18 protein-coding genes are annotated in these 19639 nt (G+C 63.0%); 10 read left to right on the top strand and 8 right to left on the bottom strand.

Annotated elements, in window-relative coordinates; all coding sequences use genetic code 11:
• Positions 1–242 precede the first annotated feature (242 nt).
• Genes GCN75_RS27005 through GCN75_RS26995 form a run of 3 tightly spaced genes read right to left on the bottom strand, consistent with a single transcriptional unit; the run spans position 243 to position 2935 of the window.
• Positions 243–1412: a vWA domain-containing protein gene (locus GCN75_RS27005; protein ID WP_152255107.1), complete on the bottom strand. Its 1170-nt coding sequence runs from the start codon at positions 1410–1412 to the stop codon at positions 243–245.
• Positions 1406–2056 (bottom strand): GNAT family N-acetyltransferase, encoded by a 651-nt coding sequence (locus tag GCN75_RS27000; protein WP_152285099.1) that lies wholly within the window; start codon positions 2054–2056, stop codon positions 1406–1408. The genes GCN75_RS27005 and GCN75_RS27000 overlap by 7 nt, the downstream gene beginning before the upstream one ends.
• Positions 2057–2065: 9 nt before the next feature.
• The gene (locus GCN75_RS26995) at positions 2066–2935 is read right to left on the bottom strand and encodes an AAA family ATPase (protein WP_152285098.1); all 870 of its coding nucleotides are present in this window, start codon (positions 2933–2935) and stop codon (positions 2066–2068) included.
• 233 nt (positions 2936–3168) lie between these two features.
• Between GCN75_RS26995 and GCN75_RS26990 the strand changes: the two genes are divergently transcribed.
• Together GCN75_RS26990 and GCN75_RS26985 are read left to right on the top strand one after the other, a co-directional pair.
• Entirely contained in the window at positions 3169–3498 is a 330-nt protein-coding gene (locus tag GCN75_RS26990) for a c-type cytochrome (protein WP_077408527.1), read from the top strand.
• An 11-nt stretch (positions 3499–3509) separates the two neighbouring features.
• The gene (locus tag GCN75_RS26985; RefSeq protein ID WP_152255110.1) at positions 3510–3851 is read left to right on the top strand and encodes a c-type cytochrome; all 342 of its coding nucleotides are present in this window, start codon (positions 3510–3512) and stop codon (positions 3849–3851) included.
• Positions 3852–3991: 140 nt separating this feature from the next.
• Here GCN75_RS26985 and norR read toward each other — a convergent pair whose 3' ends face one another.
• Complete coding sequence (norR, locus tag GCN75_RS26980; protein ID WP_152285097.1) at positions 3992–5551, bottom strand: nitric oxide reductase transcriptional regulator NorR; 1560 nt, start codon at positions 5549–5551, stop codon at positions 3992–3994.
• Positions 5552–5701: 150 nt separating this feature from the next.
• Between norR and nirK the strand changes: the two genes are divergently transcribed.
• From nirK to GCN75_RS26965, 3 genes are read left to right on the top strand one after another with little or no spacing between them, the layout of a single operon-like run.
• Positions 5702–7186, top strand: a complete 1485-nt coding sequence (nirK, locus tag GCN75_RS26975) for a copper-containing nitrite reductase (protein ID WP_152285096.1) — start codon at positions 5702–5704, stop codon at positions 7184–7186.
• Between the two features lie 29 nt (positions 7187–7215).
• The gene (gene ytfE / locus GCN75_RS26970) at positions 7216–7893 is read left to right on the top strand and encodes an iron-sulfur cluster repair protein YtfE (protein ID WP_152285095.1); all 678 of its coding nucleotides are present in this window, start codon (positions 7216–7218) and stop codon (positions 7891–7893) included.
• Positions 7894–7907: 14 nt separating this feature from the next.
• Entirely contained in the window at positions 7908–10193 is a 2286-nt protein-coding gene (locus GCN75_RS26965) for a nitric-oxide reductase large subunit (protein WP_152285094.1), read from the top strand.
• 135 nt (positions 10194–10328) lie between these two features.
• Here GCN75_RS26965 and GCN75_RS26960 read toward each other — a convergent pair whose 3' ends face one another.
• Complete coding sequence (locus tag GCN75_RS26960; RefSeq protein ID WP_152285093.1) at positions 10329–10751, bottom strand: DUF1841 family protein; 423 nt, start codon at positions 10749–10751, stop codon at positions 10329–10331.
• 472 nt (positions 10752–11223) lie between these two features.
• Between GCN75_RS26960 and mqo the strand changes: the two genes are divergently transcribed.
• On the top strand, positions 11224–12813 hold the full coding sequence (gene mqo / locus GCN75_RS26955; RefSeq protein WP_226941594.1) for a malate dehydrogenase (quinone): 1590 nt from the start codon (positions 11224–11226) through the stop codon (positions 12811–12813).
• A gap of 102 nt (positions 12814–12915) precedes the next feature.
• On the opposite strand, the gene GCN75_RS26950 is transcribed toward mqo, so the two are convergent.
• Entirely contained in the window at positions 12916–13548 is a 633-nt protein-coding gene (locus GCN75_RS26950; protein WP_152285092.1) for an RNA pyrophosphohydrolase, read from the bottom strand.
• Positions 13549–13753: 205 nt separating this feature from the next.
• Here GCN75_RS26950 and GCN75_RS26945 point away from each other — a divergent pair, with 205 nt between their 5' ends.
• Positions 13754–15493, top strand: coding sequence for a proline--tRNA ligase (locus GCN75_RS26945; RefSeq protein WP_152285091.1), 1740 nt, complete (start codon positions 13754–13756; stop codon positions 15491–15493).
• Entirely contained in the window at positions 15490–16116 is a 627-nt protein-coding gene (locus GCN75_RS26940; RefSeq protein WP_152285090.1) for a lytic transglycosylase domain-containing protein, read from the top strand. The genes GCN75_RS26945 and GCN75_RS26940 overlap by 4 nt, the downstream gene beginning before the upstream one ends.
• 221 nt (positions 16117–16337) lie before the next feature.
• Here GCN75_RS26940 and GCN75_RS26935 read toward each other — a convergent pair whose 3' ends face one another.
• The gene (locus tag GCN75_RS26935) at positions 16338–16733 is read right to left on the bottom strand and encodes an SWIB/MDM2 domain-containing protein (RefSeq protein WP_071650146.1); all 396 of its coding nucleotides are present in this window, start codon (positions 16731–16733) and stop codon (positions 16338–16340) included.
• 436 nt (positions 16734–17169) lie between these two features.
• The gene (ffh, locus tag GCN75_RS26930; RefSeq protein ID WP_099401615.1) at positions 17170–18537 is read right to left on the bottom strand and encodes a signal recognition particle protein; all 1368 of its coding nucleotides are present in this window, start codon (positions 18535–18537) and stop codon (positions 17170–17172) included.
• 288 nt (positions 18538–18825) lie between these two features.
• Between ffh and GCN75_RS26925 the strand changes: the two genes are divergently transcribed.
• Both GCN75_RS26925 and GCN75_RS26920 read left to right on the top strand, forming a co-directional pair.
• Positions 18826–19335, top strand: a complete 510-nt coding sequence (locus GCN75_RS26925) for a sigma-70 family RNA polymerase sigma factor (RefSeq protein ID WP_152285089.1) — start codon at positions 18826–18828, stop codon at positions 19333–19335.
• The coding region (locus GCN75_RS26920; RefSeq protein ID WP_152285088.1) for a FecR/PupR family sigma factor regulator at positions 19332–19639 on the top strand (308 nt) is incomplete at its 3' end. The genes GCN75_RS26925 and GCN75_RS26920, both read left to right, overlap by 4 nt.

Here is a 19639-nt window from a genome sequence, read left to right as displayed (position 1 = left end):
GCGATGGTGCATTGTTTGCGCAGAGCGATGCGCCGATTCTACCGGAGCAGAAGGCGCGCACGATGTGCGCAATCGAACAGTGTCGCGGCCATGGCGGCCGCGCACAGGATGCAGCAGGGTGGGGCAGGGCTGGTATCAGCGTATGCTACCCGCCCGCAGCGGAGATGCTCCGCACGGTAGTTCCGTGTTGCAGTGTACGACATGGCGGCCCCCTGCCGCCATGGACTTTTTGTCGTGAGTCTTTATTTACTAAGCAGACGCATGCCCCGTTCCAGCCCGTCGATCGACAGGGGGAACATGCGGTTGTTCATCAATTGCCGCATGACGCCGATGGACTGGCGGTATTGCCACAAGCCCTCCGACTCGGGATTGAGCCAGATGAATTTCGGGAATGCCTGGGTAAAGCGCGCCAGCCACGTCGATCCCGCTTCCTCGTTGTTGTACTCGACGCTGCCGCCCGGCTGCAGGATTTCATAGGGGCTCATGGTGGCGTCGCCGACGAAGATCAGCTTGGTATCGGGCGGGTACTTGCGCAGCACGTCCCAGGTGGGAAAACGCTCGGCGTTGCGGCGTCGGTTGTTCTTCCACAGGTAGTCGTAGACGCAGTTATGGAAGTAAAAGAACTCCATGTTCTTGAATTCCGTCTTCGCCGCCGAAAACAGTTCCTCGGTGCGCTCGATATGGTCGTCCATGCTGCCGCCCACGTCGAGCAGCATCAGCACCTTGATGCGGTTCTTGCGCTCGGGGCGCATCCTGATATCCAGATATCCCGCGTTATTGGCCGTGGCGGCGATGGTGGCGTCGAGCGCCAGTTCGTCTTCCGCCCCTTCGCGCGCGAACTTGCGCAGGCGGCGCAGGGCCACCTTGATGTTGCGCGTGCCCAGTTCGCGCTCGCCGTCGTAGTCCTTGTAGCTGCGTGCTTCCCACACTTTCACGGCCGTGCGGTTGCCGCCCTTGCCGCCGATGCGGATGCCTTCCGGATTCGTGCCGCCATTGCCGAACGGCGACGTGCCGCCCGTGCCTATCCACTTGCTGCCGCCTTCGTGGCGTTCCTTCTGTTCCTTCAGCAGCTCGTTGAGGCGGTCCATCAGCTTGTCGTAGCCGAATTTTTCCAGCTGCGCCTTCTGCTCCTCGGACAGCTCGCGTTGCATGCGCTTGAGCAGCCAGTCGAGGGGAATCGCCGCATTCGTGTCGAAGGCGGCGTTGACGCCCTTGAAGTACTGGGCAAACGCGCGGTCGAACTTGTCGAAATGGGCTTCATCCTTGACCAGGGTCAGGCGCGCCAGATAGTAAAAATCGTCCATCGAGGCATCGATGACGTTCTGTTGCAGCGCTTCGAGCAGGGTCAGAAATTCCTTGATGGAGACGGGAATCTTCGCATCCTTGAGCGTGAAGAAGAAATCGATCAGCATGGCACTTCCTCTGTCCCTTCGCCGCCCGCGCGGGGCAGCGCGGCGATCGGACGCTGCGCCAGCTTGTAGCGCAGGTGGGCCGCGATCTCGGGCCATTCGCCCCGCGTGATGCTGTACATGACCGTGTCGCGCACGGTGCCGTCGCGGCGCAGCGCATGGTGGCGCAGCACGCCATCCTTTTTCGCGCCCAGGCGCTCGATGGCCGCCTGCGAGGCATGGTTGAAATTATCGGTGCGAAAACCCACCAGCGCGCAGCCGAGGGTGTCGAAGGCGTGCGCCAGCAGCAGCAATTTGCAGGTCGTGTTGACGTGGCTGCGCTGGCAGCGTTTCGCATACCAGGTGTAGCCGATTTCCAGGCGGCCGATGGCTGGCGCCACGTCGTGGTAGCTGGTGGTGCCGAGCACTTCGCCGCTGGCCGCATCGACGACGGCAAAGGCGAAGCGCGCGGGGCGCATCTCGATGCCCTTGAAGATGTACTGGTCCACCTGGTCCGGCTCGGGCACGGAAGTGACGCGCAGGTTCCACAGCGCGCCGTCCGCGGCTGCCGCGCGCAAGCCGGGCGCATGGTGCGGCGCCAGCGCTTCGAGGCGGATGCCGTGCAGTTCCAGGGGCGCGAAGACCTTGTCCGGGCTGATGTCGTTCACCGGCGCTCCTTAGCGGTTGGTGCGCGACATGAACATCAGGCGCTCGAACAGGTGCACGTCCTGCTCGTTTTTCAGCAGCGCGCCGTGCAGCGGCGGCACGATGGCCTTGTTGTCCTTGCTGCGCAAGGCTTCGGCCGGAATGTCTTCGGCCAGCAGGAGCTTGAGCCAGTCGAGGAATTCCGACGTCGACGGCTTTTTCTTCAGGCCCGGCACGTCGCGCACTTCATAGAAGGTTTGCAGCGCCTGGGCCAGCAATTCCTGTTTCAGGTGCGGGTAGTGGACGGCGACGATCTGCTCCATCGTGTCCTTGTCCGGGAATTTGATGTAGTGGAAGAAGCAGCGGCGCAGGAAGGCATCCGGCAATTCCTTCTCGTTGTTCGAGGTGATGATGACGAGCGGACGGTGGCGCGCCGTGACCATTTCGCGCGTTTCGTACACATAGAATTCCATGCGGTCCAGTTCGCGCAGCAGGTCGTTCGGGAATTCGATGTCGGCCTTGTCGATCTCGTCGATCAGTAGCACCACCGGTTCGGGCGCCGTGAACGCCTGCCACAGCACGCCCTTGACGATGTAGTTCTGGATGTCGCGCACGCGTTCGTCGCCCAGCTGCGAATCGCGCAGGCGCGAGACGGCGTCGTATTCGTACAGGCCCTGCTGCGCCTTGGTGGTCGATTTGATATGCCATTGCATCAGCGGCATGTTCAGCGCGGCAGCCACTTCCTCGGCCAGCATGGTCTTGCCCGTACCCGGTTCGCCCTTGATCAGCAGCGGGCGCTGCAGGGTCAGCGCCGCATTCACGGCCAGTTTCAGGTCGGCGGTGGCGACGTAGCTGTCGGAACCTTCGAAGCGTAGGCCTTGCTGGGGGTGCTTTGCTTGCATGAGCGGTCTGCCAAAGTAGGGAAACGGTGAGTATAAACAGAACTGTGGCGCACTGCCACGCGGACGGCCTGTGCCTGCCTGCCTACAATGCGGGTTTTATAGGTGGACTTGCAAGAATATCTTGGCTAGAATCGGCAAGTAGCAGCTTAATTGGCAACCTTAATTGTCAATACATAAGATCAAAAAAAACCAGCTCTGGCGTTTCTCCGATTACCTCTGTTCACTTTGCCACTATGAAAAAAATATTTGCACTTCTCGTGCTTGCCGGCATAGCAAATGCCGTCACAGCGGCTGACATTGTAGGAAACGCCAAGGCAGCCGCTGCCAAGGTGGAAATGTGTATCGGTTGCCACGGCATCCCCGGTTACAAGGCAACCTTCCCCGAAGTGTTCCAGGTGCCGATGATCGGCGGCCAGCCGGCAAAATATATCGAGAATGCGCTGCAAGCCTACAAGAAGGGCGATCGCAAGCACCCCAGCATGAAGGGCATCGCCAGCAGCCTGTCGGACCAGGATATTGCCGATGTCGCCGCGTACTATGCGCAACAAGCCAAGCCGAACTGAGGACCAGCCAGATGAAAACATTACTCGCCGCCCTCGTTTGCGCCACCGTCTCGTTCGGCGCCAGCGCCGCCGGCAATATCAACACGGGCAAGGCCCTGGCTGAAAAATACAGCTGCGCCACCTGCCACGGCAAGGATTACGGTTCGCCCATCGACCCTTCCTACCCCAAGCTGGCGGGCCAGCACCGGGACTACCTGGAACACGCCCTGACGGCGTACAAACGGGGCGACAAGGCCAACGGCCGCAACAACGCCATCATGACGGGCCAGGTGAAACCGCTGAGCAACCAGGACATCAAGGACCTGGCTGCCTACCTGCACAGCCTGCCGACGACCCTGGTCATCCACCGCTGAGCGGTTTCGCAGGGTCTATTAGTTGTTGTGACACCTGACAAAACCGTAGCGAGCGGAAGGGAGAGGCGGCCGAGACGCGGAACTGTGCTGAAGCACAGCGAGCATCGCAGCTTGCCTATACCGACGCGCAGTAGGTTTGGTTAGGTGTTCTTCAGCCCCACCCGGCGCGCCAGCTTGTGCAAATTGCTGGCGTCCAGCCCCAGCTGGCGCGCGGCGGCGGCCCAGTTATCCTGATGCAGCATCAGCGCTTGCCGGATGGCCTGGCGCTGGCTCGCTTCCACGATCTGATGCATGGACAGCAGCGGCGCCGCCGGCGTGCCGCACGCTGCCGGTTCCGGCAGTAGCGCGCCTGCGCCGGCCGGCGTCTCCAGCGCATCGAGGTCGAGCATATCCGTTTCCAGGGTCACGATGTCCTTGCGGTCCGCGCCGCGGATCACGGCTTTCAGCGCGGCCCGGCTGATCACATGTTCGAGTTCGCGCACATTGCCCGGCCAGCGGTATTGGCACAGGGCGTTTTCCGCCGCGGCGGACAGGCGCAGGCTGCGCAGGCCCAAGCGCGCGCGGTTGAGCTCAAGAAAACCGCCCGCCAGCAGCAGCACGTCATTGCCCCGCTCGCGCAGCGGCGGAATCGGCACGGGATACACGGACAAGCGGTGATACAGGTCGGCGCGGAACGTGCCGTCGCGCACATGCTCGCGCAAGCTGCGGTTGGTGGCGGCGATCACGCGTACGTTGACCCGGCGCGGCCGGTCCGCGCCCAGGCGCTGGATTTCGCCATTTTGCAGGGTGCGCAGCAGCTTGGCCTGTATCGACAGCGGCAGCTCGCCCACTTCATCGAGGAACAGGGTGCCCCCTTCGGCCGCCTCGAAGCGCCCGGGCCGGTCGCTGACGGCGCCGGAAAACGCACCCCGCACATGGCCGAACAATTCGCTCTCGGCCAGCGATTCCGGCAAGGCCGCGCAATTGACATGGATCAGGGGCTTGCCCGCCCGGCGCGACAGGCGGTGCAGCCGGTGCGCGCACAGTTCCTTGCCGACGCCCGTTTCGCCCAGCAGCAGCACGGGCAGTTCGGAATCGGCCACCACCTGCAGCTCGTGCAGCAGCTGCATGATGGCGCTGCTTTGGCCCACGAAGTCGTGTTCCTCGCGCGGCGCCTGCGCATCGGCCAGCATGGCGCCGCCCGACAGGCGCAGCGCGCGGATTTCCGTTTCCAGCCGCGTCACGCGCACGGCTGCCTCGATGGCGCAGGCCAGTTCGCCCAGCTCGCGCTGCGCCTGCCCGTCGAAGGTGCCCACCTGCAGCGCGTCGAGCGTGATGACGCCCCAGCGTTCGCCCTCCAGGTCCAGCGCCATGCCCATGCAGTCGTGCACGGGCAGCGGCTCGCCGGCCCGCTCGGCGATCAGGCCATCGTAGGGATCGGGCAGGGAACTGTCGTGATGGAAGCACAGCACGCCGCGCCGCCGCAGGATGGCGGCCAGGCGCGGATGGTCGGTGACGGCGAAGCGGCGCCCCAGCGCATCGCTGGCCAGGCCGGCCATCGCCACGGGACGCAGATGCTCGCCATCGAGCTTGAGCAAGGCCACGGCCTCGCAGCCGAAATGGGCGCGCAGGCTGCCCACCAGCCGTTGCAGGCGCACGGCCACGGGCAGGTCGGCAACCAGGTCGGTGAGCAGCAACAGGTGGATGGCGGTGACGGTCATAAGTACCATGCAGGGTACAACGGACCATGGCCAACCACGGTCATTACAACCGTGCATTTTTCAAATCGTTGATTTAAAACAAGTTTTTCCTGGCACACGGTTTGCCTAGGTAAGGGGGCCGAACCGGCATACAAGACCAAGGAAAGCTTGATGAAAACGACTCCCTCCCTCCGCGCCATTGCCGCCGCCGTCTGCGTCCTGGCATTCCCCCTGTCCGTGCAAGCCCAGGCCAGCCTGCCGGCCAGCGCAGCCGCCACTGCCGCCAAACCTGCTACCGCCGCGCTCAAGCGCTATGAGCTGCAAACCAATATCGTCGACGGCAAGATGGTGTTCATCGACGCCAAGGGCCAGGTCAATCCCGTGCTGGCGGCGAACGTGGGCGACACGGTCGAACTCGTGCTGAAAAGCGGCGAAGGCGCCGAGCACGATTTGCTGATCCCCGAGCTGAACGTGGCGTCCGCCAAGTTCAGCGCCAATAGCGGCAGCACCAGCGTGCGCTTCAAGGTGACGCGCGCCGGCACGTTTACCTATTACTGTTCGATTCCCGGCCACCGGCAAATCGGCATGGAAGGCAAGCTGGTCGTGAGCGGCACTTCGCTGGCCGAGGCGGGAGCACCGAAGGCTGCTGGCGCCGGCAGTGCCGCCAGCGAATCGGGCCAGGCCGCCGCGCTGGCCCTGTACACGCCCGCGCCGTCGCCGATGCGCGGCCCCGATCCATCGGCCGTCAGCGTGGCGGCCAATCCGGCCTCCGTGCCGAGTGCCATCGGCACGCGTGCGCCGCAAACCCTGAAATACCGCATGGAGACGGTGGAACTGCCGGGCAGGCTCGATGACGGCACCAGTTTTACGTACTGGACCTTCAACCGGCAAGTGCCCGGCCCCATGCTGCGCGCGAAGGTGGGCGACACGGTGGAGCTGACCCTGTTCAACGCGAAGGACAGCAAGATGATCCACTCGATCGACCTGCACGCCGTGACGGGCGGCCATGGCGGCGGACAGCACACGCAGGTGGCGCCGGGGCAGGAAAAAACCGTCACCTTCAAGGCGCTCAATCCCGGCCTGTTCGTGTACCACTGCGCCACGCCGCTGGTGCCGCAGCATATCGCGGCCGGCATGTACGGCATGATCCTGGTCGAACCGGAAGGCGGCTTGTCGAAGGTGGACCGCGAGTATTACGTGATGCAGGGCGAGATGTACACGGGCCGTCCGCACGGCGCGCCCGTGCACCAGGAACCGAACCTGGAAAAGATGGCCAACGAGCTGCCCGACTACTACGTCTTCAACGGCGAAGTGGGCGCCCTGAGCAAGACGCATAAATTGCAGGCGAAGGTCGGCGAGACGGTGCGCATCTATTTCGGCGTGGGCGGCCCGAACAAGATTTCATCGTTCCACATCATCGGCGAGATCTTCGACAAGGTGTACAGCGAAGGCTCCATCAGCAGCCCGAAACACGATGTGCAAACGACGCTCGTGGCGCCGGGCGGCGCAACCATCGTCGAACTCAAGGTGCAGCACCCGGGCAGCTATTTGCTGGTCGACCATGCGCTGTCGCGCGCCGGCAAGGGCGCCGTGGGCGTGCTGGAAGTGACGGGCGAACCCGTGCCCGGCGTCTACCACGCGGGCGCCGTGCAATAAATTTAGCTATTCATCCTCAAGGAACTGTTATGGAAATGATCGACCTGTCCCTGGGCCAGCTGGCCCGCCGCATCCCTGGCGCCACGCGCCTGTTTGATGCGCACCGCCTGGATTTCTGCTGCGGCGGCAACAAGACCCTGCGCGCGGCGGCCGAAGCGGCCGGCGTGGATACGGCCCCCATCGTCGAAGAATTGCGGCTGCTGGAAGGGCGCGCGGATGCCAGCGGCGAGCGCGACTGGCAGGAAGCTTCGGCCACGGAGCTGGTGGAACACCTGCTGGCGCGCTACCACGCCGTGCACCGCGAGCAGTTGCCCGAGCTGATACGCCTGGCACGCAAGGTCGAGCAGGTGCATGGCGGCCGCGCCGACTGTCCGCACGGGCTGGCGGAACACCTGTCGGCCATGGCGCAGGAACTGGAAAGCCATATGCGCAAGGAAGAAGACGTGCTGTTCCCCATGATCGTGCGCGGCCAGGGCCCGCGGGCGGGCGCGCCCATCAACGTGATGCGTATGGAGCATGACGACCATGGCGTGGCCCTGCGCGCGCTGGAAGACATGACGAACGGGATCACCGCGCCGGCCGGCGCCTGCACCACCTGGCGCGCGCTGTACACGGGACTGCGCACCTTCCGCGAAGACCTGATGGCGCACATCCATACCGAAAACAATATCCTGTTCGAGCGCTTTGCGCCGGCCGCGGTGCACTGACAAAGGAAAGACCCATGGGTCCCTACAAAAAACTCTGGTTCACCCTGATAGGTGTGCTGATCGTGACGTTTTCGCTGCTCGGCTACTACGGCACGGAAGTGTATCGGCAGGCGCCGCCCATCCCCGCGCAAGTGCTGGCGCCCGATGGCCGGCAGCTGTTCGACCGCGAGGGCATCCTCGACGGCCAGACGGCCTGGCAATCCGTGGGCGGCATGCAGCTGGGCTCCATCTGGGGCCACGGCGCCTACCAGGCGCCCGACTGGACGGCCGACTGGCTGCACCGCGAACTGACGGCCTGGCTGGAACTGGCCGCGCAAGAGCAGCATGGCAAGGCGTACGGGGCGCTCGACGGCTCCGCGCAGGCGGCGCTGCGCGAAGCGCTCAAACTGGAATACCGGGGCAACCGGACCGACGAGGCGCAAGTGCTGCGCCTGTCGCCGCGTCGCGTGCAGGCGATCGCTGGCACGGCGCACTATTACGACCAGCTGTTCTCCGACGCGCCGGCCCTGCACGCCAGCCGCGAGCATTTCGCCATGAAGGAAAACACCCTGCCCAGCGCCGAGCGGCGCGCGCAGATGACGCAGTTCTTCTTCTGGACGGCGTGGGCCGCCGCCACCGAGCGTCCGGGCCAGCAGGTCACGTACACGAACAACTGGCCGCATGAACCGCTGATCGGCAACCAGCCCAGCGGCGAAAACCTCGTCTGGTCGGTCGCCAGCGTGGTGGTGCTGCTGGCCGGCGTGGGCTTCCTCGTGTGGGGCTGGGCCTTTTTGCGCGACCACGACGACGCGCTGCCGGCCGCCGGTCCGCGCGATCCGTTGACGACGTTTGCCCTCACGCCTTCGCAGCGGGGATTGGGCAAATACCTGTTTCTGGTGGTGGCCCTGTTCATCTTCCAGGTCTTCATCGGCGGCTTTACGGCGCACTACACGGTGGAAGGGCAGCAGTTCTATGGCATTGACGTGTCGCGCTGGTTCCCGTATGCGCTCACGCGCACCTGGCATATCCAGGCCGCGCTGTTCTGGATCGCCACGGGCTTCCTGGCCGCCGGCCTGTTCCTGGCGCCCCTGATCAATGGCGGCAAGGACCCGAACTGGCAGCGCCTGGGCGTCGACGTGCTGTTCTGGGCGCTGGTGCTCGTCGTCGTCGGCTCCTTCATCGGCAACTACCTGGCGATTGCGCAAGTGATGCCGCCCGAGTGGAATTTCTGGCTCGGTCACCAGGGCTATGAATATGTGGACCTGGGCCGTCTGTGGCAGATCGGCAAATTCGCCGGCATCCTGCTGTGGCTGGTGTTGATGCTGCGCGGCGTGGTGCCGGCCTTGCGCCAGCCGGGCGGCGACAAGAACCTGCTGGCGCTGCTGACGGCGTCCGTGGGCGCCATCGGCCTGTTCTATGGCGCGGGCCTGTTCTACGGCGAACGCACGCATTTATCGGTGATGGAATACTGGCGCTGGTGGGTGGTGCACCTGTGGGTGGAAGGCTTCTTTGAAGTGTTCGCCACCACGGCGCTGGCCTTCATCTTCTCGACCCTGGGCCTGGTGTCGGTGCGCATGGCCACGACGGCCAGCCTGGCGTCGGCCTCGCTGTTCATGCTGGGCGGCATCCCTGGCACCTTCCACCACCTGTACTTTGCCGGCACCACCACGCCCGTGATGGCCATCGGCGCGAGCTTCAGCGCGCTGGAAGTGGTGCCGCTGATCGTGCTGGGCCATGAAGCGTGGGAAAACTGGCGCCTGAAGGAACGTGCGCCATGGATGGAAAACCTGCGCTGGCCGCTGATGTGCTTTGTCGCCGTCGCCTTCTGGAACATGCTGGGCGCGGGCGTGCTGGGCTTCATGATCAATCCACCCGTGGCCCTGTACTATATCCAGGGCCTCAACACGACCCCCGTGCATGCGCATGCGGCGCTGTTCGGCGTGTACGGCTTCCTGGCGCTGGGCTTTACCTTGCTGGTGCTGCGCTATCTGCGGCCAGACTGCCGCTTCAGTCCTGCGCTGATGAAGACGGCGTTCTGGGGCTTGAACGGGGGGCTGGCGCTGATGATCTTTACCAGCTTGCTGCCGATTGGCATCATCCAGTTCCATGCCAGCGTGACGGAAGGCCTGTGGCACGCGCGCAGCGAGGCATTCATGCAGCAGCCGCTGCTGCAAAACCTGCGCTGGATACGCACCTTCGGCGACGTGGTGTTCATCGCCGGCGCCGTCGCCATGGCGCTGCAGGTGGTGCTGGGGTTGCTGGGAAGAGGGCCTGCACAGGCCTTGCCTCAGCGCATGAAGGAGGCAGTAAAACCGATGTGAGGTAGTACTGGCACAACACCTGGCAAAACCGTAGCGAGCGGCAGCGATTTGTGGCCAAGAAGCGCAACCGTACTCTAGTACGGTGAGCATCGCAGGCCGCAAAGCGCGACGCGCAACAGGTTTTGACAGGTGTTCCTACCGGCGCCGCACGCAGTCGATATAGGCGTCCGTATCCGGCGGCAAGCCCGAACGCTGCGATGCCCAGATCATCTGGCCCAGGCATTCCATCACTTCGTGCTGGGCTGCATGGGCCGAATCGAGCCGCTGCGTCAGCTGCTGCACGGCGGGGCGGATGCCGCGCGGCTGGTCGACCTGTACCTGTTCCGTGATCGACAGATGCATGGACAGGTGCAAAAACGGGTTCGCTTGGCCCCCTTCGACGGAGTAGTCGCGCGCCAGCGCCGCGTCGACGTCGGAGAGCTCGCTTTCATATTCGGGGTGTTCGAGGATCCAGTCGAGCGCGATCGCTTCCATCGGCGTGAGGATTTCATGGGCGCGGTGCTTGCGTAATGTTTCACAAAAGAAACGGCGCACATCGTCGGAAGAGGGGTTGAACATGGCTGAATGACTATGGCTAAAGGGCAGCCGGCATTGTACCGCGTACGTCGGCGAAGGGCATCGGGGATGCCCTTTTTGCCGTCTTGCGCCCGCTTCCATGACCCGATAGTCACCATCATTTAATACCCTGCAGTAAGTATTATCCACTACCGCCGCAGCCCGGCAGCGCCAAATAACGGTGATAAAATCGCCGTTCTTGATATTTGCACTGGACATGACGGCGATTTCATTGCCGGTTTTTCAGCCGACAACGATGTCCGCGCTGTCCATTGCCCGCACCTTTGCCACCAGATCTTGTTCTCGGGATATCCCGGAGCGCGGCAGCATGCCTATCACCATCGACATGGACCTGTCCGGCCGCCCTGGCGTGCCGGAGGCCAGGCTGTTTTTCGTCCGATATGCCGGTAGCCGCGATGGTCCGCCACGGTGGCGCGCAAGAATCACCCTTCAGTATCCAAACATGGAGTTACGAATGCGTAAATCGCTATTACTTTTGATGTCGTGCCTGATCCTGGCGGCATGTGACAAGACCCCTCCGGCCTCGTCCGAAAAACCGGTCGACGTGCTGCTGGTCGGCGCCGGCACCATGAGCGCCACCCTGGGCAGCATGCTCAAGGAACTCGACCCGTCGCTGACGATGGAAATGTACGAGCGCCTCGATTCCGTGGCCGCCGAAAGCTCGGACGCGATGAACAACGCGGGTACGGGCCATTCGGCATTTGCCGAACTGAACTACACGCCGGAAGCGGCCGATGGCAGCATCGAGACCAAGAAAGCCGTTGAAATCAACGAGCAATTCGAAATTTCCAAGCAATTCTGGGCTTACCAGGTGGCCAATAAGCACCTGGGCGCGCCGCAAACGTTCATCAACAACGTGCCGCACATGAGCTTTGTGTGGGGCGATGCCAATATTGCTTTCCTGCATAAGCGCTATGACGCGCTGCAAAAGCAAAACTTGTTCAAAGGCATGCTGTACTCGGAAGACCAGGCGCAGATCGCGCAATGGGCGCCGCTGGTCATGCAAGGCCGCGACAAGGGCCAGAAAGTGGCGGCAACGCGCATGGAAATCGGTACCGACGTCAATTTCGGCAACCTCACGCGCGGCCTCGTCAAATACCTGACGGACAGCCATGGCATGGCTTTGCACCTGCGTCACCAGGTGGAAGACATCCAGCGCGGCGCCGATGGCGTGTGGAACGTCAAGGTGAAAAACCTGGCCGATGGCAAGGAAAAGAATGTGCGCGCCAAGTTCGTCTTCATCGGCGCGGGTGGCGGTTCGCTGCCGCTGCTGGAAAAATCGGGCATTCCGGAAGCCAAGGGCTACGGCGGCGTGCCGGTCGGCGGCCAATGGCTGGTGACGACCAACCCGGAACTGGTGGCAGCCCATGCGGCCAAGGTGTACGGCAAGGCGTCCGTCGGTTCGCCGCCGATGTCCGTGCCGCATCTGGACACGCGCATCATCGATGGCAAGAAAGCCCTGCTGTTCGGCCCGTTTGCCACGTTCTCGACCAAGTTCCTGAAAAACGGTTCGTGGATCGACTTGCCGGCCTCGATCGGCAGCGGCAACGTCAAGCCCATGCTGCAGGCAGGCTATGACAATATTCCACTGACGAAATATCTGGTCCAGCAAGTGATGAACACGCCGGAAGACCGCCTGGCAACGTTGCGCGAATACCTGCCGAACGCCAAGATGGAAGACTGGACCTTGCAAAATGCGGGCCAGCGCGTGCAGATCGTCAAGGATGACCCTGTCAAAGGCGGCTTGCTGCAGTTCGGCACGGAAGTCGTCGGCGCCGCCGATGGCAGCATCGTTGCCTTGCTGGGCGCCTCGCCCGGTGCCTCGACTGCGCCGCCGATCATGATCAAGGTGCTGCAGACGGCATTCAAGAGCCGCCTGGCGACGCCGGAATGGCAAGCGAAGATGGTGGAAATGGTGCCGTCGTACGGCCAAAAGCTGAACGGCGATCCGGCCCTGGCCAACAAGATCCGCCACTACAGCAGCGACATCCTGGGCTTGAAAGCGTTCACGCTCGACGTACCGCCTGCGCCTGCGGCAAACTAGGCAAGACTGACCGGCAGGGGAGTTTCCTGTCGGAATGAAAAAAGGGGCAGCCTGTTCAGGCTGCCCCTTTTGCGTGGGAGAGTGCGTTCATGGTACGGCGGACTACTCCTTGCCCGGCACGATCAGCTCGGGCGTGCGTCCTTCGGCGGCGGGGCCGTCGCAAGGCTTGGCCGCCGCGACGCCATCCTGTGCCCGTGGCGCATGGGGCTGGCGCAGGTAGCGCGCCGTATGGCGGTGCTGTTGCTGTGCGTTGCCATGCACGGGCCAGGTCAGGAAGCGGGACAGCTCCTGCAAGGCGCGCTGGTACACATCGCGTTTAAATTCAATGACGACATCGAGCGGAACCCAGTACTCATGCCAGCGCCAGGCGTCGAACTCGGGATGGTCGGTCAGGCGCAGATTGACGTCGTTATCGCGCGCGCACATTCTCAGCAGAAACCAAATCTGCTTCTGGCCACGGTAATGGCCGCGAATCTCGCGCTTGATGAAGTGGTCTGGCACTTCATAGCGCAGCCAGTCGCGGGTGCGGCCGACAATTTTGACGTGTTCCTGTCTGAGTCCGATTTCCTCTTCAAGTTCGCGAAACATGGCTTGTTCCGGTGTTTCGCCATATTTGATACCGCCTTGCGGAAACTGCCATGAGTGCTCGCGCACCCGCTTGCCCCACCACACCTCGTTCTGGGCGTTTAGCAGGATGATGCCGACGTTGGGCCGAAACCCTTCACGGTCGAGCATAATGCACCTCAAACTTTCTGCGACAGTGCGTCTTTTTTTTACATAATTACCCACAACTTCGCAAGCCGGCCACCTTTTCGGGGTGCGAAAAGCGCCGGAATCGCACCAATTGAGCGCATTTGTGTAAAGTATGGACGCATCAGCCAGCTAATCCTTTAAAATTAGGTTGATTATAACCCTCTCTTTTTAAAAAGAATTCACCGTTATGCGCGCCTCCCGTTTTTTTATTTCCACACTTAAAGATGCACCTTCTGACGCGGAAATCGTCAGCCACCAATTGATGATGCGTGCAGGCATGATCAAACGCCTCGGTTCCGGCATCTATACCTACATGCCGATGGGCTTGCGCGTGATCCGCAAGGTGGAAGCCATCATCCGTGACGAGATGAACAAAGCCGCCGGTATCGAGCTGCTGATGCCGCTCGTGCAGCCGGCCGAACTGTGGCAGGAGACGGGCCGCTGGACCAAGATGGGCGACGAACTGATGCGCGTGAAAGACCGCCACGGCCGCGAATACGCGATCCAGCCCACGTCGGAAGAAGTCATCACGGACGTCGTGCGCACGGAAATCAAGTCCTACCGCCAGCTGCCGCTGAACTTTTATCATATCCAGACCAAGTTCCGCGACGAGCGCCGCCCCCGCTTCGGCCTGATGCGCGGCCGCGAATTCACCATGAAGGACGCGTATTCGTTCGACCGCGACCTGGCCGGCATGCAAGCGTCGTACAAGGTCATGTTTGACGCCTACACGCGCATCTTCACGCGCTTCGGCCTGAAATTCCGCGCCGTGGCAGCCGACAACGGCGCCATCGGCGGTTCCGGTTCGCACGAATTCCACGTCATCGCCCACACGGGCGAAGACGCGCTCGTGTACTGCCCGACGTCCGATTACGCGGCCAACATGGAAGCGGCCGAAGCGCTGCCGCCAGCGGGCGAGCGCCCGGCCGCCGCCCAGGCACTGACGAAAACGGCCACGCCGGACACCGTCAAGTGCGAAACCGTGGCTGCCCTGCTCGGTATCGACCTGGCGCAGACCGTGAAAACCATCGCCCTGACGGTGGAAACGACGGGCAAGGACGAGAAAGTCACGAAACAGCACTTCATGCTGCTGCTGCGCGGCGACCATGAACTGAACGACATCAAGGTGGGCAAGGTTGCCGGCCTGGCCGGTCACCGTTTCTCGACGGAAGCGGAAATCCTGGAAGTCTACGGCACCATCCCTGGCTACCTGGGCCCGATTGGCACCCGCGCCCCCGTCACCGTGGTGGCGGACCGCACGGTCGCCCACATGAGCGACTTCGTCTGCGGCGCGAATGACGCCGGTTTCCACTACACGGGCGCCAACTGGGGCCGTGACGTGGCCGAGCCTGCCATCGTGGCCGACTTGCGCAATGTCGTCGCCGGCGACGCGTCGCCGGACGGCCAGGGCGCACTGGCCATCGAGCGCGGCATCGAAGTGGGCCACGTGTTCCAGCTGGGGACGGCGTACTCGGAAAGCATGAAAGCCACCTTCCTCGACGAAAATGGCAAACCGGCGCCGCTGCAGATGGGTTGCTACGGTATCGGCGTGACGCGCATCCTGGGCGCCGCCATCGAACAGAACTTCGACGACAAGGGCATCATCTGGCCCGCATCGATCGCGCCGTTTGAAGTCGTGCTGTGCCCGATGGGCATGGACCGCAGCGAACTGGTCAAGGAAGAGACGGAGAAGCTGTACGCGGCCCTGCAAGGCGCTGGCGTCGATGTCATCGTCGATGACCGCGGCTTGCGTCCAGGCGCCATGTTCGCGGACTGGGAACTGATTGGCGTGCCGCACCGCATCGTCATCGGCGAGCGTGGCCTGAAAGAAGGCAAGCTGGAATACCAGGGCCGCCGCGACGCGGAAGCGACCGGCGTGGCGCCGGACGCGATCGTCGCCTTCATCCAGGGCCAAATGGCGCAGTGAAGCGCCTATCGGTAAGCAAGGCAGCTGGCGCGCTCGCGCTGGCCGCCGGCCTGGCCTGCGTCTCCCCGGCGCAGGCCGGCAACCAGAAAGAGGAGGCGCTGGCCGACTCCGTCCGCCTGGCCCTGTCGCACGCGATCCGCGACGAGCGCCCGCCGCAACCCAAGTTTGCCACTCCCATCGAGCTGCAGCGCTACCAGCAATGGCTGGCGCAGATGTCGCAACGCCTGCAGCGCAAGCTGCCGGACGCGCAGCTGCGCACGGAATTCCTGGAAACCGTCTGGTACGAAGCGCGCCGCGCAGGGCTGGAGCCGGCCCTGGTGCTGGGCCTGATCCAGGTCGAGTCGGCCTACCGCAAATATGCCGTCTCGCTGGCCGGCGCGCGCGGCTACATGCAGGTGATGCCGTTCTGGACGGGCGTCATCGGCGACAGCGACCGCAGCAAGCTGTTCCACATGCAGACGAATCTGCGCTATGGCTGCGCCATCCTGCGCATGTACCTGGATATGGAAAAGGGCGATCTATACCTGGCGCTGGGGCGGTATAACGGCAGCCGGGGACGGGCCGAGTACCCGAATGCCGTGCGGGCGGCGTGGAGGCAGTGGGAGTTCAAGCCGGGTGGGTGACGCAGGGCCGGGGTCAGACCCCCTCGACCGTTAGCGCAAGCCCCTGAGTTGGCGGCATTGAGGGTCTGACCCCAGCTGTCGAGTTTTGGGGCAAGGTAAGGTTACCTTGGACCACAGGTAAGGGCCGGGGGCAGACCCGACAGGGTCTGACCCCAAAAAAAATGCCCCGCTCGCAGTGATGCGGCGGGGCACTCGCTCGGTGTTAGCCGGCGCATAGCTGATTATTTCAAATGATCGGAGATCAGTTTCGTCATTTCAAACATGGAGACTTGGGCTTTGCCGCCGAAAACAGCTTTCAGCTTGTCGTCCGCATTGATCATGCGGCGGTTGGCCGGATCTTGCAGATCGAGTTTTTTGATGTAATCCCATACCTTTTTGGTCACTTCCGTGCGCGGCAGTGGTGCTGCGCCAACAACGGCGGCCAGATCTTTCGATGGCGTCATTGCTTTCATGAATGCTGCGTTTGGTTTGCGTGGTGTTGCCGGTGCTGCCGCTTTCTTCGCCGCTGCTGGTTTAGCTGCTGCTTTGGCTGCGGGTGCTGCTTTCTTGGCGGCTGCAGGCTTGGCTGCTGCTGCTTTGGCTGGCGCTGCTACTGGGGTTTTTTTGGCTGTTGCCATCTTCGAGCCTCCTTAACAAACACATGGGAAATTGCGCAATTAATCGCACGGCTAATATTGGTGTGGATTTACCTTGTATGCAAGTGTTTTTCACGTTTTCACGAGGAAAAAGCAGGGAAATCACGCGCCTGTCGCCCGGGCGCACCGCTTGGGGGCGCGGAACGGCGTTTTTGCCCGTAAATGGCATGCTTGCTGACTATGCGGGGAGGGGCAGTGCGGGGGAGGGAAGAAATGATGCCGGACACATGAAAATGCAATCCGGCATTATTTAGAACGATGTTTTTCGGATTTGAAGCGATGATCCTGCTGCGTCATGAAGGCCTTCAAAATCACAGCGAGCGGATGGTATTGGTAGCCGAGAAGCGCAACCGTACTTTAGTACGGTGAGCATCGCCGGCCGCAAAGACCACCGCGCAGCGGATTTTGAAGCCTTCCACTACCTCATGCCGGGCATCATGCCCTTCATGGAGCGCATCATCTTCATCATGCCGCCGCCCGACAATTTCTTCATCATCGTCTGCATTTGCTCGAATTGCGTCAGCATGCGGTTCACTTCCTGCACTTGCACGCCGGCGCCGGCGGCGATGCGGCGCTTGCGCGTGGCCTTGATCAGTTCAGGCTTGGCGCGTTCCTGCGGCGTCATCGAATCGATGATGCCGCACATGCGGCGCACCTGTTTATCGGCCTGATCCATGTTCTTGCCGCCTGCCGCCTGCTGGAACTGGGCCGGCAGCTTGTCCATCAGGTTGGCCATGCCGCCCATTTTCTTCATCTGCCCCAGCTGCGCCTTGAAGTCGTTCATGTCGAACTTGCCGCCGACCTTGATTTTCTGCGCCAGGTCGGCTGCCGCCTTGCTGTCGACGCCCTTGCGCGCCTCTTCCACCAGGGCGAGGATGTCGCCCATGCCGAGGATGCGGTTGGCCATGCGGGTCGGGTCGAACGCTTCCAGGCCGTCGAGTTTTTCCGACACGCCGGCAAACTTGATCGGTTTGCCCGTGATGTGGCGCACGGACAGGGCCGCACCGCCGCGCGCGTCACCGTCGAGCTTGGTCAGCACGATACCCGTCAGCGGCAGCGCATCATTGAAGGCCTTGGCCGTATTGATGGCATCCTGGCCCAGCATGGCGTCGACGACAAACAGGGTTTCGATCGGTTTCACGGCGCCGTGGACGGCGGCGATTTCGCGCATCATCTCTTCATCGATACCGAGACGGCCCGCCGTATCGATGATCAGCACGTCGTGGTAATGCTTTTTCGCCCAGTCCAGCGCGGCCAGCGCAATATCGACGGGCTTGTCCGTGCTGGCGGACGGGAAGAAGTCGGCGCCTACCTGGGCCGTGACCGATTGCAGCTGGGCGATCGCGGCAGGGCGGTACACGTCGGCCGAGACGGTCAAGACTTTCTTCTTCTTTTCTTCCTTCAGATACTTTGCCAGCTTGCCGACGGTGGTGGTTTTACCCACACCCTGCAGACCGGCCATCAGGATGATGGCGGGCGGCTGCTGGGCAAAGCTGATCTGCGACGCTTCCGGTCCCAGATCGGCGCCCATCAGGGCGGCCAGCTCGCGCTGCACCACGCCCACCAGGGCCTGGCCTGGCGTGAGCGAGGAAATGACATCCTCGCCCATGGCTTTTTCTTTGACTTTGGCGATGAATTCGCGCACGGCGGGCAGGGCGACGTCGGCTTCGAGCAGCGCCAGGCGCACTTCGCGCAGCATGTCGGCGGTGTTCGCTTCGGTCAGGCGCGCCTCGCCGCGCATGGTCTTGACGACTTTGGCAAGCCGTTGGGTGAGATTATCTAGCATGATGAACCTGCAATGAAAAGCTTGGGAGTGGGCGGCGCTAAGAGTCTACGCCAGCAGGAGATGCCTGCATCTGCTGGGGGAGGCCCTAAACCGGACGATGGGCGCCATTTTACCCCATCGCGGGGCCCTGGCGGTCCCACGCTGCACAGCCTGGCGGTTGGCCTGCTTTTGAATTAGTTGGTATTTCTGGCAATGCCACGATTGCACGAAAGCCAAAAACACGGTTAAAATGAGAATAATTCTTATTTACATTCGCAGGCGCGCCGCGCTTGACGGGAAAGGGATGCCATGTCGGCCGCCGATTTTGCCCAGCAACAGGACTTGCACGCGCTCTACAGCAGCCATCACGGCTGGCTGCAGGGCTGGCTGCGGCATAAGCTGGGCAATGCGGGCGAAGCGGCGGACCTGGCGCAAGACACTTTTATCAGCGTGCTGAGCAACGGCACGGCGCCGCAGATCCGCGAAGCGCGGCCTTTCCTGGCCACCATCGCGCGGCGGCTGGTGGCGCACCGCTACCGCCGGCAAGTGCTGGAAGATGCGTATCTGGCGGCGCTGTCCTGCCTGCCGCCCGAGGCGGCGCCCGCGCCGGAAACGCGTTTGTTGGCGCTGGAAGCCTTGCAGGAAATCGACACGGCCCTCGACGGTTTGCCGGGCCCCGTGCGCACGGCGTTCTTGCTGGCGCAGCTCGAAGGCCTCAGCTATGCCGAGATCGCCGCGCGCCTGCAGGTGTCGGCCAGCTCGGTCAAGCAGTACCTGACGCGCGCCAACCGCCAGGTATTTTTCTCCCTGCCGGCATGAGCACGGCGGGCGGACCTGCGGCCCCGGCGGCCATCCGCGACGAGGTGCAGCAGCAGGCGGCCGAGTGGCTGACCATATTGATGTCGGGCGAGGCCAGCGAAGCGGAATACGCCGCCTGGCAGCGCTGGCGCGGCGCCGACCCTGAACATGAACGGGCCTGGCAGCATATCGAAGCCGTCACGCAGCGCTACAAAGGCGTGTACCGCGACGGCGCGCAGCGCACGGCGGCCGCGCAGGCGCTGGCCAGTGCCGGGCCGCCCGCCAGCGGCAAGCGGCGCCAGTTGCTGGCGTGGCTGGGCGTGGC

The sequence above is a fragment of the Janthinobacterium violaceinigrum genome (genome assembly GCF_009208555.1).
Lineage (GTDB): Bacteria > Pseudomonadota > Gammaproteobacteria > Burkholderiales > Burkholderiaceae_D > Janthinobacterium > Janthinobacterium violaceinigrum.
Note: the sequence above shows the minus strand (reverse complement) of the source record. Positions and strands in the feature narration are given on the sequence as shown.

Coding starts and splice junctions, on each gene's coding strand:
- GCN75_RS27005 (WP_152255107.1), bottom strand. CDS start 1,412: ATGCTGATCGATTTCTTCTTCACGCTCAAGGATGCGAAGATTCCCGTC.
- GCN75_RS26995 (WP_152285098.1), bottom strand. CDS start 2,935: ATGCAAGCAAAGCACCCCCAGCAAGGCCTACGCTTCGAAGGTTCCGAC.
- GCN75_RS26990 (WP_077408527.1), top strand. CDS start 3,169: ATGAAAAAAATATTTGCACTTCTCGTGCTTGCCGGCATAGCAAATGCC.
- GCN75_RS26985 (WP_152255110.1), top strand. CDS start 3,510: ATGAAAACATTACTCGCCGCCCTCGTTTGCGCCACCGTCTCGTTCGGC.
- norR (WP_152285097.1), bottom strand. CDS start 5,551: ATGACCGTCACCGCCATCCACCTGTTGCTGCTCACCGACCTGGTTGCC.
- nirK (WP_152285096.1), top strand. CDS start 5,702: ATGAAAACGACTCCCTCCCTCCGCGCCATTGCCGCCGCCGTCTGCGTC.
- ytfE (WP_152285095.1), top strand. CDS start 7,216: ATGGAAATGATCGACCTGTCCCTGGGCCAGCTGGCCCGCCGCATCCCT.
- GCN75_RS26965 (WP_152285094.1), top strand. CDS start 7,908: ATGGGTCCCTACAAAAAACTCTGGTTCACCCTGATAGGTGTGCTGATC.
- GCN75_RS26960 (WP_152285093.1), bottom strand. CDS start 10,751: ATGTTCAACCCCTCTTCCGACGATGTGCGCCGTTTCTTTTGTGAAACA.
- mqo (WP_226941594.1), top strand. CDS start 11,224: ATGCGTAAATCGCTATTACTTTTGATGTCGTGCCTGATCCTGGCGGCA.
- GCN75_RS26950 (WP_152285092.1), bottom strand. CDS start 13,548: ATGCTCGACCGTGAAGGGTTTCGGCCCAACGTCGGCATCATCCTGCTA.
- GCN75_RS26945 (WP_152285091.1), top strand. CDS start 13,754: ATGCGCGCCTCCCGTTTTTTTATTTCCACACTTAAAGATGCACCTTCT.
- GCN75_RS26935 (WP_071650146.1), bottom strand. CDS start 16,733: ATGGCAACAGCCAAAAAAACCCCAGTAGCAGCGCCAGCCAAAGCAGCA.
- ffh (WP_099401615.1), bottom strand. CDS start 18,537: ATGCTAGATAATCTCACCCAACGGCTTGCCAAAGTCGTCAAGACCATG.
- GCN75_RS26925 (WP_152285089.1), top strand. CDS start 18,826: ATGTCGGCCGCCGATTTTGCCCAGCAACAGGACTTGCACGCGCTCTAC.